A 13,526-nucleotide genomic window follows, 5' to 3' on the forward strand; every position below is an offset into this window, starting at 1 on the left:
TTTTCAAGCGGTGGTAACGAACAGATATCCCAAATATTAAACACAACACTTATGAAAACAATGATCAAAGAAATTTTTCCGATTCATTTTCGGGTAAGCTGTATCTTGGCCAGGATGTTAGCGTTCACGGCTTTATTGATACCATGTTTGCTGGCTGCTCAACCTGAACATCAGTTACGGCAGCGACAACCCTATACAAGACAAGCAACTACGGTAAGCAGGCCCGATCTGGAAGCCAACCAGCACATCATCAAAGATACCTTGTCGCAGGTAACTGTTCAGGTGGTAAGGGGCGATAGAGTGGAGGTGCAAAATGTGTCCGTGTCTGATTTCAGGTTGAAGCAGGACGAGAATGTGGCCGTTATAAAAAGTACTGATGAGATCAAGGGTTTTGAATCCAAAGGCACAGTAATGATTGATGGCAGCCGGGCAACCCTTGAAGGAGCTGTGCTTCCGGAGATTTATTTTGCAAGGATAAAACGTCCCCCGTCGGAAACAGTACATCCGGAAGAATCACCTTCCGAACCCGAACAGGTCATTTTACAGATACTTGTTGATACCTTGCCAAAATTGCAATACAATGCTTCGAATGGCGCTTACGAAGGCTCCTTCTTTGTTACTTTACTTGAGGATTCGAAAACCAATCTGCTTCCCAAAGAACTTGAAGAACCAGTTTCAATGCAGTTTTCTTCAGTCAGGGCGGAGTTTAACCCGGGCTTCACGGCCATTCGTAATACCAATCTGCCCTCAACAATTGTTCAAATCTCTGATAAGTCAAATGATAATCCGGTTCCCATCAGGATCGCAACAAGTTTTAATCCACAAGGATATACCACTTATCTCAGCAAGCAAGCAGTTGTCCGGATCGAGACCCCGGAGAGAAACGTACAGGGTTATGGCGTTCAGGCCATCCCGGTAAGTATTTCGCTGCTTTCTTACACAGGGCTTGATTCTGTGCGTGTGAACCTGGTTGCCGGCCAGGGATCAGTTGAACCTGATCATATCTTTTTAAGCAGCGGCCGTTCGGGTAAAGTCTTACTCAAATCAGAAGGTATAGGGCAGGCCACGCTTACAGCAAATGCACATCTTTTTACTTCTGATGAGCGTAATTTCAACTTTGTCTTCCCCTGGATGTTTATCCTGTTTTCAGTGATTGGCGGTTTCCTGGGTGCACTTGTTAAATACCTGATGAGATCCGAGCATAAAAATTTACCTCCAACACTGTTGCTGGGTTGCCTTACCGGCTTTATCGTCGGAATACTCTATTATGTTATTGGGATCAAGCTTTTCACTTTTGAGTTTGGGCAGTTGTACTTTGAGTTCGCGGTGTTAGGCCTGGCATTTCTGGGCGCATTGTTCTGGGATTCAATTTATGGCGGACTTTCGAAGTTGGTTGTGCGTTGATTCACATTATAGTAGACCTGTATTGATTTCTCACAAAAAAAAGTCCCGGCCAATTGAATGAGCCGGGACTGATAACTAAAATCGGCAGGATTTACGCCATCTTTACTTCTACCATTGTTCCGTTTGTCACCACATCGTAAACCGGTGATTGGTATGCAAACATCAACATCTCCTGTTTTTGCTCCTCTGTAAGATTGCCTTTGATGTCAAAGGTAACCCTGATTTTTTGATAGCCGTTTCGAACCATGTCGTTGAGGCCGAGGAAGCCCTGCACATCAATGTCACCTTCAAATTTTGATTCGATGCTTTCAATTTCCATGCCCCTGGCTGCTGCATGCAATGCCATGGTGGTTGTCATGCAACCTGAAAGGGCTGTCAGCAGGTATTCAACAGGATTGGCACCTTCGTTCTGACCCAGCAGGATGGGTGGTTCGCCATTATCAAATACCCAGGCCTTTTCGCGGGTGGTATCTTCCTGCATTCCACCATAAAAACCCTTTACAGTAGCCTGATTGTGGCCACCAGTGATCCACTTGTTTCTTACACGAAACTTGAATTTTGCGATTTCAGGGTTATCCTGGATTGCATTGATTGTTCCGACTATGTCTTCAGTCCGGAATCCGTTTACGGTTGTTTTTGTCATTGTTTCCATTTTAATTGATTTTAAGAGTTAAACAAACTTGTTTCCTGAAAGCCAAGCTTCGTGCCACTCTTATAAACATTTGTATTTCAGTACATTTAGCAAATAATTAGATTACGAGATTTCGTTTTTTATGAAATGTCGTTAACTTTACTTCGTAAAACCAAGAAAAATGAGTTCAAAAACAGAACCAGCCAGACATTTACCATCGGGTTTATTGATGTTGAAAAAGATTGTGGAAGGCACTTCTGAACATACCGGAGAAATGTTCTTCCGCCAGTTGGTCAGGAACCTGGCCGAATCGCTGGATGCTCACGGGGTTTGGATCACAAAATATCTGAAAGATAAAAACCGGCTGCGTGCACTGGCTTTTTGGCTCGATGACCAATATGTAGATGAATATGAATATGATGTGCCCGGCACTCCTTGCGAGCCGGTTTTGGAAAATAAGGGTATTTGCCACGTGCCCGAACGTGTAATTGAGTTATATCCTGACGATCCTGATTTGCCGCCTTTGGGAGCGGTCAGCTATATGGGATTATCCCTACGGGATGAAAATGATAACATTCTCGGCCATCTTGCATTGCTTGACAACAAGCCAATGGAAGAAATTCCCGAGGCATTTGCCATTTTCAGGATTTTCGCAGCACGGGCTGCTGCCGAAATGAGACGGCTACGTTACGAGAACATACTGATTGAAAATGAAACAAGGTTGAACCGATTGGTAAATGGAACCCGCGATGCACTCATTGAAATTGATGAGCAACTTTCTGTTTCACAGGCAAACCAGGCTGCATTATTGAATTTTGCCTGCAAGGAAGAGAAGTTTATCGGTCAACCCATTTCAAAATATTTCGATGGGCAAAGCATAAGACAAATTGCCGATTGCATCAATCATTTGCATCAAGCAGGGCAGCATTCTCAGTCGTTCAGTTTTCCCGGACAGCTTGTTTGCATCAAATCTGACCGGAAAATGTTTCGTGCTGAGGCAACTATTTCAAAGTATCATTCTGAAGGCCTTGAATTCCATGCGCTTTTCTTAAGAAATATTGAGGATTCTTTGAACACACAGGAAGAATTAAAGCAATTAAGTGCTGAAGCTGTTATGTTGCGCGAAAAGGTGAGTGACCATAACTTTGAAAATATTATCGGCAGAAGCCCGGAAATTCTAAAGGCGCTGGAAGCTGTTGAGCAGGTTGCCCCTACTGACACTTCGGTGCTGATAAGAGGAGAAACCGGAACAGGTAAAGAATTGTTTGCTCAGGCTATCCATAAGGCAAGTAAACGAAAGCATAAGCCTATCGTTATGCTCAATTGTGCAACATTGCCATCGGAACTTGTTGAAAGCGAATTGTTCGGGCATGTAAAAGGTGCATTTACCGGGGCGACCAATGCAAGGGAAGGGCGCTTTTCGCTTGCCGATGGTGGCACCATATTTCTTGATGAAATTGGTGAGTTGCCTTTGCACTTGCAGGCAAAGCTGTTGCGTGTGCTGCAGGAAGGTGAGTTTGAACCCATTGGCAGCTCAAAAACATCAAAGGTTGATGTGAGGGTAGTAGCAGCTACTAATCGCAATCTTGAGGAGGAAGTTGCAAAAGGGACATTCAGGCAGGACCTGTTTTACCGCTTGAATGTCTTTCCTATTGAAATCCCGCCTTTAAGAGCGCGGAGCGATGACATCATTATGCTAGCTGAAGCATTCCTAGAAAAATTCTCAAAACGTGCAGCTAAAGTTATGGGCACGCTTGATGCAGTAAGCAGGCAACGGCTTCTGGCATACCCCTGGCCAGGGAATGTAAGGGAATTGCAGAATATTATTGAAAGATGCATCATAATCAGCCAGGATGGTAAGATCAACCTTTCCCAACTTTTACCGGCTTCGGAGACCAGCCAGCCTTTAGTGAACACAACTGAGGAGAAGGTTTTTACCGAAACGGAGATGAATAATTTTGAAAAGCAAAATATTATAAAAGCTCTGGATTTGTGTAACTGGAAGATTTCGGGAGATGACGGGGCAGCAGCGATGCTGCAGATTCCATCAACGACATTGAGTTCAAGAATCAGCAAGTTGGGTATAAAAAGAGGGAGTTAATAACTGGTGTGAAGTTAAAAAGTTGTTGCCCGCTAAAACAGGAACATCCTGTAATAGCGGGCAACATCAGCATTAAACATGAATAATTTGTAACAGTTTAGAACTGACCACGAATTTCACCTCCGGGAAATTGACTTGTATGCACGTTTACATACGCATTTCCGTCGTTAAGGTAATCAACCAGGTCAGAGAGATCCATTCCTGACAACGGCCCTACCAGGTTCGAGCTTGTTATTACACCCGTAGCCAGGACACCATTATAAGGTCCCGGTATCAATTGTGCCGGTGGGCCGGATGGATACAACCATGCTGCAACAGGCCCGTTGGCGCCTGAAGGGGCAAGGTGAATATGCGCCATTGTAACATTTTCAATGTTTGCTACAATAACACGATAATGCAGTTCGGTTCCATTTTTTCTTAAGTGGAAGATAGATTGCCCCACAGCATTGGTTTGTGCCGGGGGTACTTCCTGATCGCCCGTCATGTGAACCGCAAAATTCTTACCTGAATTTCCTTTTTTCAGGGCTGAATCCTGCTGCACTTCCTGCGGGCTTACAGGATCACTTTTTTCTTTAGCACACGATGCTAGTATAAACATCATGGCAGCGAAGAATAGTAAATTGTGTCTTTTCATTTCCAGATGTTTTAGTTAATAATGTTGTAAACATCTGGCTGCGTAATTGGTTCACAATGATAGTGTTAATTATCTGTTAAATAGCTAACATACCTGGTCTTTTTCTTGCATTATTCAGATAAGATTCTACTCTCCAGAGACTGTTAAAACCGCCATTTCTATTTTGCTTCCAAACTCTTAGGCTGTGTTAATTTGTATTTTCGTAGCTGGAACCAGTGCTCTCCGGCAATCTGACCTTGCAAGCATGAATAACAACGGATCAGCTCGACATTGTACAAAAGCAATTACAGGAATTTGTTAACCAATCAAAAAAACACATTATGACAAAGACAAAGAATAAAGAATTGATTCCAGAACAACAGAAAGAATTATTAAGCACCTTAATGGCCCGTTTTGAGAAAAATATGCAGCGTCATGAAGGTATTAACTGGGCTAAGATTGAAGTACGGCTTCAATCAAAGCCTGAAAAATTATGGTCACTTTATAAAATGGAAGAAACAGGTGGCGAACCAGATGTGACAGCTTATGACAAAAGTAAAGATGAGTTTATTTTCTGCGACTGTGCTGCTGAAAGCCCAAAAGGTCGTAGAAGCATTTGCTATGACCAGGAAGCACTGAATTCAAGAAAAGAAAACAAACCTAAAAATAGTGCAGTTGGTATGGCAGATGAAATGGGTATAGACGTCCTAACTGAAGAGCAGTATCGTGAAATGCAGCAGTTTGGAAAATACGACACAAAAACATCAAGCTGGCTGAAAACCCCTGCTGAAATCAGAAAGCATGGTGGCGCCATCTTTGGCGATTACCGCTATGGGCAGGTATTTATGTATCACAACGGTGCAGAGTCATATTACGCTTCCAGGGGTTTTCGCGGGGTATTAAGAGTGTGAGTTTTGCATTTACAGCCCAACCTGACAATCCGCCGGGTTAAGAAAGTTTTGTGAATGCTTTGTAAGTTTGACTGAGTGGTGCGTGAAAGCTGAGAGTAAATCCCTATTTTTGCTCAGCTATCAAAAGCTGTTGCAAAGAGTGAGTATATATTCAATTCTGCACAATCCCATCATTATTATCAACACCCAGAAATCAAACTTATGAGAAGAATTATATTCCTATTCCTGTTGCTGATCATTGCGTTCAGTGTAAAGGCGCAAAGTTATTTTATCACTTTCAGCGGATCGGGGCAAAGCGCTGCCGTAGATTCAGTTTGGGTGAAAAATATTGAATCGCAGCAAACCCTCATTCTAAGTGGTTCTGACACCCTTCATTTGCTGAACCCGCTTGGAATAAAGCCGGTTCAGGAACAGGATCAGCAACCTCTTTTATACCCCAACCCAACCACTGGAAGCAGTATCCTGGAGTTCTATTCCACCGGTTCAGGTGAAATAAATATTGAAATTATGGATATTACCGTTAAAATTCTTACCGGTATTAACGGCAATTATCCAGCGGGAACTCATCAATTCAATCTGAGTGGTTTGAAAGCCGGTATTTATTTGGTCAGAGTGATTACGCCCATAAAATCCTTTGCAATTCGCTTGGTTTCAGTGTCTGAAACCGATGCTTTACCTCAGATCAGATACAGTGGGGTCAAACCTGATATGCCCTTTAACAGCCAGGCTAAAAGTACAAGAGATATCCATGTGATGAATTATGATGATGGCGAACACCTGGTATTCACTGCCACCTCAGGCATTTATTCCCATACCAGTTCTTTGGTTCCAACCCAAAGCCAGAACATTGACTTTGAGTTTATTGAATGCGGGGATTACGATGGAAATCAATACGGCGTTGTTACCATCGGGGAACAAGTTTGGATGGCGGAAAACCTGAAGACCACACATTACCAAAACGGTGTTCCAATAGAAAATCCGGTTGATAATTACCTCTGGCCGCTCAATACCACCGGTGCTTATTGCTGGCCTGAAAATAACATTTCATGGAAAGACCCTTATGGTGCCTTGTACAACTGGTTTGCAGTTACACAACCTCATGGCCTTTGCCCGGAAGGCTGGTATTTACCTTCAGCAGAAGAGTGGCTACAATTGATTGATTATCTGGGAGGAGTCAATTCACCTAATGGCAACTATTTAAAATCCTGCCGACAGATATTATCTCCGCTGGGCGGAGACTGCGAAACATACGTGCACCCACGCTGGCACGTTAATGTAGCAGATTTTGGAAACGATAAATTTGGATTCTCTGTCGTTCCTGGCGGCGCTCGTTACACTTATGGGGATTTTCTGGCCGTAGGTCACGGAGGTAAAATGTGGAGTGCAACAGAAAATAATGACGAAAACGCATGGTTGATCAGGCTTGGTTATTATACCGGTGAAATATTATGGATCACTAATAATAAACATCTAGGCTTATCAGTACGCTGCATCAGGAATAATCCACCAATGGTTTCTACATCAGCGGTTAATTCCATTACTTCCATTTCGGCTAAATCAGGAGGATTGGTTCTCAGCACTAATGGCGCTGAGGTTACAGCCCGTGGTGTGGTATGGAGTAAGTCTGAAAACCCAACCATTGAAGACCATGAAGGCATGAGTACAGATGGTAACGGAACAGGAACGTATGCAAGCAACCTTTATGGCCTCGAACCGGGAACCATCTATTGCGTCAGGGCTTATGCCATCAACGCTGCCGGTGTGGCCTATGGCGAACAGATTGAATTTACGACCCAGACTGCTTCGGTATCGTTTGGGTTTTATGTGGTTGGAAGTGCAACACCATTCAGCGTTGCGGATATTACCGGACGATTTGTACAAGGTATTAATGAGTTCAACCAGCAACCCAGGCCTGGTATGTGGGAAAAATATTGTACCATCCTTGAAGGTTCGGACGGTTTCAATATTGTGAAGATTGAAGGTAATATGCAAACAGTGTTTGGTCCAGCAAGCAATCAGACTATTGACCTTAACGGTGAATGGGATCAGCCCTGGATTACCATACAGAAAGGTAACCTGGGAGCCACAGGGGCCTTTACCGTTTCGTCCGATGGCTTATATCACATTACCATTGATCTTCAAACCAATACTTATGTAATCGCTCCTGTTCCCTACTGGGGAGTGATCGGCAGTGCATTGCCTTCGGGCTGGAGTTCAGACGTTCAGATGCCTCTTGCCGGAGATTTTAATTTGTTCGAAATGTGTTTCGCGGCCACTGATGTTTCGCTCAATACCGGGGAGTTCAAATTTCGGTATGGTGCTGGGTGGCGCATTTTAATCCTGGAAAGTGTGGTAAACGTGAATACGAATTTTGGGGGTTTGCTCAGCGGAACCTTGCCCGAACTGACCACTACCTTAATCCCTGGCGGACAAAACTACCTTGTGACTCCGGAAACCAAAGGCCTTTATGATGTGGAACTCAACTGGAATGCAATTGATGGTTTTACATCGTTGTTGACCAGAACCGGCGACATACCTCCGGTTGAGTACAACGATACTGAACTTGGGTTGATTGGCAGCAGCCTGTTGGTAAACGGTATTCCATGGGGCTGGGAGCTAACTTACCAGCTTCATTTACCAGTGGTTCAAAATGGAACCGATTATTTCTGGACCTGGAGCAATATCGAAATCGCCGCTGGCGAAAGCGGGTTCAGAATACGCGAAGGGCAGGATTGGTTTGGTATTATTATCGGGCGCAACGACGTAACCATGGCCGGCAATGCTGCCGCCACTTTCCCGCCCAATCCCGATGGCAATTTTACAGCCACCGAACACGGATTCTTCGATATGGAACTTCATATTGATGCCGTGCTGGAGGTGTTTACTTTTACGGTGAATGGGGTAGCAGGAAAGGGAACAATAGAATAGTAGAATAATAGAACAGTAGAACAACAGAACATTTGAATTATGAACCAAGAACCCCAGAATCTTGAATCTTGAATTTTGAATCTGGAATCTTGAACCCCCGCCAAACATCGAACTTTGAACTTTGAACCTTGAACTAACAATAGAACCATAGAACAAATGAACAACGGTGCCGGCAGCACCTCATCACTTTTCCTTACTTTTGCCTCTTAATAACACCACCATGATTATCTTCTTCCAGGGCAAAGGGCCGGTTATCTATGCCGTTTCAACTTCCAACAATATAGGCAATTCCGAAATCGAAAAACTTTCCTGGCTCTTTGGGCAGGCAAGGCTGATTGAAAAGGAAAATCTTGAGGGTTATTTCATCGGTCCACGCAGGGAAATGGTCACCCCCTGGAGCACCAATGCTGTGGAGATCACACAAAATATGGGCATCAGGGGAATTGATCGTATTGAAGAGTTTGTGGTTGAGGAAGAAGACAAAGTAAGTTACGATGTGATGTTGCAACAGCTTTACCGCGGGCTTGATCAGCAAATTTTTCATATTGAACATCAGCCTGAACCTTTGATCCCGGTTCAGGATATTGGAAAATATAATAAGGAACATGGACTGGCTCTGAGCAATGAAGAGGTCATTTATCTGGAAGAACTCAGCAAACGCCTGAACCGCCCGCTTACCGATTGCGAGGTATTCGGTTTTTCCCAGGTAAACTCCGAGCACTGCCGCCACAAGATTTTCAACGGGCAGTTCATTATTGATGGCAAAGCCATGGATGAAACGCTTTTCCAGTTGATTAAAAAAACTTCCCGTCTGCATCCAGGTTTGATTGTTTCGGCATACAGCGATAATGTGGCTTTTATTGAAGGCCCCAAAGCGGAACAGTTTGCACCAATAACCCAGCATCAACCTGATTATTTTACAGTCAGGGATATTGAAACCGTCATTTCCCTGAAAGCCGAAACCCATAATTTCCCAACCACCGTGGAGCCTTTCAATGGCGCAGCTACCGGCAGCGGCGGCGAAATACGCGACCGCATGGCAGGTGGCAAAGGCAGTATGCCATTGGCCGGAACCGCCGTATATATTACTTCCTATCCCCGCCTCGATAAATCCCGTAGCTGGGAATTTACTAATCCTGAACGCAAATGGCTGTATCAGACTCCACTCGATATCCTTATAAAGGCTTCCAACGGTGCCAGCGATTTCGGTAATAAATTCGGGCAGCCGCTGATTTGTGGTAGTGTGCTCACGTTCGAACACAAAGAGCAGGACAAAACTTTTGGCTACGACAAAGTGATTATGCTGGCCGGTGGCGTTGGGTTCGCACTAAAAAAGGACGCCATGAAAGACCTGCCCAAACCCGGCGACCGCATCATTGTGATGGGCGGCGATAATTACCGCATCGGTATGGGTGGCGGAGCGGTTTCATCGGTGGCCACGGGTGAGTATGCTAATCAAATTGAACTGAACGCCGTGCAGCGCTCCAACCCCGAAATGCAGAAACGCGTGTATAATGTGATCCGCGCCATGGCCGAAAGCGAAGAAAATCATGTGGTTTCCATTCACGACCACGGTGCAGGCGGCCACTTGAATTCCATAAGCGAGCTGATTGAAGCGACCGGCGGAACGGTAAACATGAACAAGCTTCCCATTGGTGATCCCACGCTCTCGCCCAAGGAACTGGCCGGCAATGAGTCGCAGGAGCGCATGGGACTGGTGATGCATGAAGAGGATCTGGATCTGATTCAAAAGATTTCGGAACGCGAACGGGCGCCGTTTTATAATGTTGGCGAAGCCGGTTCTGACCATCGCCTTGTTTTTGACGACCCAAAAGCCGGCAACAAACCCATTGACCTGGATGTGCATGATTTCTTCGGCAAACCGCCGCAAACGGTGCTGGATGATAAAACAACCGCCTTTGGGTTCGGAGAAATTGAATGCAAAACGGAATTAATCGAAACCTATATTAAGCAGGTGTTGCAATTGGAATCGGTGGCCTGCAAAGACTGGCTCACCAACAAGGTTGACCGCTCCGTTACCGGAAAGGTAGCCACGCAGCAATGCACCGGGTCGCTGCAATTACCCTTGAATAATGTGGGCGTGATGGCGCTGGATTACCAGGGAATCAAAGGTGTGGCCACGGCCATCGGACATGGGCCTGTAGCGGCATTGATCAGTCCGCGTGCGGGTTCGAGGCTCAGTATTGCCGAAGCATTGACCAATATTGTATGGGCGCCATTAACGCATGGTTTGGAGGGAGTTTCATTGAGTGCCAACTGGATGTGGCCAGCAAAAAATCCCGGCGAAGATGCACGTTTGTACGAAGCCGTAAAAGCCGCCAGCGATTTTGCGATTGAGTTGGGTATCAACATTCCCACCGGCAAGGATTCCCTTTCTATGACCCAAAAATACCCTGACGGCAGCACAGTTTTTGCACCCGGAACTGTGATCATTTCTGCGGTAGCCGAAGTGGAAGACATACGCAACACTGTCACTCCGGCTATGGTTTCCGATCCGCTAACAACATTTATTTACATTGATTTTTCGCACGAACCCATGCATTGTGGTGGAAGTGCTTTTTCTCAAACAAGGAACAAATTGGGAACCCGAGCACCGGAAGTAGCCAGTGCAGATCATTTTAAGAAAGCATTCAATGCGTTACAGGAATTGATTAAAAAAGAAAAGATCCTGGCAGGGCATGATGTTTCAGCCGGAGGTTTGGTAACCTGTCTCCTGGAAATGGCTTTTGCCGGAAATAATATGGGTCTTGCCGCGGATTTGAGTTCTCTGAATGAACCCGATCTGGTAAAGCTGCTGCTGAGTGAAAATCCCGCGGTAGTGATCCAAACTGACGACCTGGATTTTGTCAGCGTTTTCCTTCATGAAAGCGACATTCCGTTTCATGTGATAGGAAAGCCTTTATACGAAAAGACTTTGCAGATCAAAAACCAGGAAGCACAGCTCACATTGGATATCGAAAAACTCAGAAGAAGCTGGTTCAAAACCTCCTGGCTGATGGATCAGCATCAGAGCGGAAAAGACCTGGCTGAGAAGCGTTACCGGAATTTCGATCAGCAAGCCTTAAGTTTTATAATCCCGGAAAAATTCAACGGTTCATACAGTCAATATAATATTGACCCGAAACGCAGAAAACCTTCAGGCATCAAAGCCGCCATCATTCGTGAAAAAGGTGTGAACGGCGACCGTGAAATGGCCTGGTCGCTTTACCTGGCAGGCTTTGATGTAAAAGACGTGCACATGACCGACCTGATCTCAGGCCACGAAACCCTCGAAGACATCAACATGATTGCTTTTGTGGGTGGTTTCTCCAATTCAGATGTGCTTGGTTCCGCAAAAGGATGGGCAGGCGCATTTCTTTATAACCCGCGGGCCAAAGAAGCTTTGGATAAGTTTTATGCCCGACCCGATACGCTGAGCCTGGGCGTTTGCAACGGCTGCCAGTTGATGGTGGAACTGGGCCTGATTTACCCGGATCACAAAGCAAAACCAAAGATGCTGCATAATACTTCAGGGAAATTTGAGTCGGATTTCCTGAACGTGGGGGTTCCTGAGAACCCATCTGTAATGCTTGGAAGCCTTGCCGGTAGCCGCCTTGGAATCTGGATCGCGCATGGTGAAGGACGTTTTAGCTTACCGTATGAAGAAAGCAAATACCGTATTGCTGCAAAATACAGCTACACAGAATATCCGGGAAATCCAAACGGTTCAGACTATGCTACCGCTGCCATTTGCTCAACCGATGGCCGCCATCTCGCCATCATGCCCCACCTTGAACGCTCACTCTTGCCCTGGCAATGGGCGCATTATCCCGCTGAGCGGAAGAAAGACGAGGTTTCGCCGTGGGTGGAAGGGTTTGTGAACGCGATCAACTGGGTCAGGAAAAGTTCCAAGACCCAAGCTCCAAATTCCAAGACCCAAGACTAAAGACCAAAATTCAAAGTCCAAAATTTCAAAAAGACAAGGAGACAAGGAGATGGAGAGAGTTAGAGAAAATATCGAATATTTAAACAAATTAACCATTTAACCATTCACTCATCCAACACTCCATTACTCCATTACTCCAACATTCCAAACATCAACACAGTATCACTGCATCACTGTATCACCGCAACACAACAAAAAAATGAGCATACACATAGCAGCCAAATCCGGCGAGATCGCACCCTTCGTGCTGCTGCCCGGCGACCCGCTGAGGGCAAAATTCATTGCAGAGAATATTCTTGACAATGCCGTTTGTTACAACCAGGTAAGAGGCATGTTTGGATATACAGGAACTTACAAGGGCAAAGCGGTTTCGGTTCAGGGAACGGGCATGGGCATTCCATCCATTAGTATTTACGCGCATGAATTGATCTGCGATTATGATGTGCAAACCCTGGTTCGCATTGGAACCTGTGGATCATTTCCGGAGGATTTGCATGTGCGGGATGTGGTGATCGCTCAGGGCGCCTGCACTGACTCTGCTTTTAATAAACTCAAGTTCAAAGGTATGGACTATGCCCCACTGGCTGATTTTGAACTACTGCGTAAAGCATACGATTATGCGAAACATGCTGGTCTGAAAGCCCGTGTTGGCAATGTGCTCACTTCCGATGCATTTTACAATGACGACGAGCCCAATCCCTACGCAATCTGGCAAGCTTACGGAATCCTTGCGGTTGAAATGGAAGCTGCCGCCCTTTATACCCTATCGGCCCGGTTCAAACGAAAAGCACTTGCTATTCTTACCGTAAGCAACCACATGATTACCGGCGAAGAACTTTCCTCAAAAGATCGCGAGCAATCATTTATGGATATGGTGAAGATTGCGCTGGAGCTTGCATAACACCAGTCAATTCCCGGAGTCTTATAATTTGGTCAACACAAGCTTTTGCTGACTGAAATCAATGGCTTCATCAAGTACTTCGGGCAGTTCC

The 13,526-nt window shown here is 45.3% G+C and carries 8 protein-coding genes; 6 read left to right on the top strand and 2 right to left on the bottom strand.

Going from position 1 to position 13,526, the window contains the following annotated elements; all coding sequences use genetic code 11:
• The first annotated feature begins 51 nt into the window (after positions 1-51).
• A complete protein-coding gene (locus IH597_09540; protein MBE0662699.1) occupies positions 52-1,404 on the top strand; it encodes a hypothetical protein in 1,353 nt (450 codons plus the stop codon).
• Positions 1,405-1,495: 91 nt separating this feature from the next.
• On the opposite strand, the gene IH597_09545 is transcribed toward IH597_09540, so the two are convergent.
• Entirely contained in the window at positions 1,496-2,047 is a 552-nt protein-coding gene (locus tag IH597_09545; GenBank protein MBE0662700.1) for an OsmC family protein, read from the bottom strand.
• A 169-nt stretch (positions 2,048-2,216) separates the two neighbouring features.
• Between IH597_09545 and IH597_09550 the strand changes: the two genes are divergently transcribed.
• Positions 2,217-4,136, top strand: a complete 1,920-nt coding sequence (locus IH597_09550) for a sigma 54-interacting transcriptional regulator (GenBank protein MBE0662701.1) — start codon at positions 2,217-2,219, stop codon at positions 4,134-4,136.
• A 97-nt stretch (positions 4,137-4,233) separates the two neighbouring features.
• Here IH597_09550 and IH597_09555 read toward each other — a convergent pair whose 3' ends face one another.
• The gene (locus IH597_09555) at positions 4,234-4,734 is read right to left on the bottom strand and encodes a CHRD domain-containing protein (GenBank protein MBE0662702.1); all 501 of its coding nucleotides are present in this window, start codon (positions 4,732-4,734) and stop codon (positions 4,234-4,236) included.
• A 356-nt stretch (positions 4,735-5,090) separates the two neighbouring features.
• On the opposite strand from IH597_09555, the gene IH597_09560 reads away from it, so the two are divergent.
• The 4 genes from IH597_09560 to deoD all read left to right on the top strand — a co-directional run bounded on the left by IH597_09560 (position 5,091) and on the right by deoD (position 13,435).
• Positions 5,091-5,660, top strand: a complete 570-nt coding sequence (locus tag IH597_09560; GenBank protein MBE0662703.1) for a DUF4256 domain-containing protein — start codon at positions 5,091-5,093, stop codon at positions 5,658-5,660.
• A 201-nt stretch (positions 5,661-5,861) separates the two neighbouring features.
• Complete coding sequence (locus tag IH597_09565; protein ID MBE0662704.1) at positions 5,862-8,588, top strand: T9SS type A sorting domain-containing protein; 2,727 nt, start codon at positions 5,862-5,864, stop codon at positions 8,586-8,588.
• A gap of 220 nt (positions 8,589-8,808) precedes the next feature.
• Positions 8,809-12,534, top strand: coding sequence for a phosphoribosylformylglycinamidine synthase (gene purL / locus IH597_09570; GenBank protein MBE0662705.1), 3,726 nt, complete (start codon positions 8,809-8,811; stop codon positions 12,532-12,534).
• 199 nt (positions 12,535-12,733) lie between these two features.
• Positions 12,734-13,435, top strand: a complete 702-nt coding sequence (deoD, locus tag IH597_09575; protein ID MBE0662706.1) for a purine-nucleoside phosphorylase — start codon at positions 12,734-12,736, stop codon at positions 13,433-13,435.
• The last annotated feature ends 91 nt before the right edge of the window (positions 13,436-13,526 follow it).

The organism is Bacteroidales bacterium (genome assembly GCA_014860575.1).
Taxonomy (GTDB): domain Bacteria; phylum Bacteroidota; class Bacteroidia; order Bacteroidales; family JAAYJT01; genus JAAYJT01.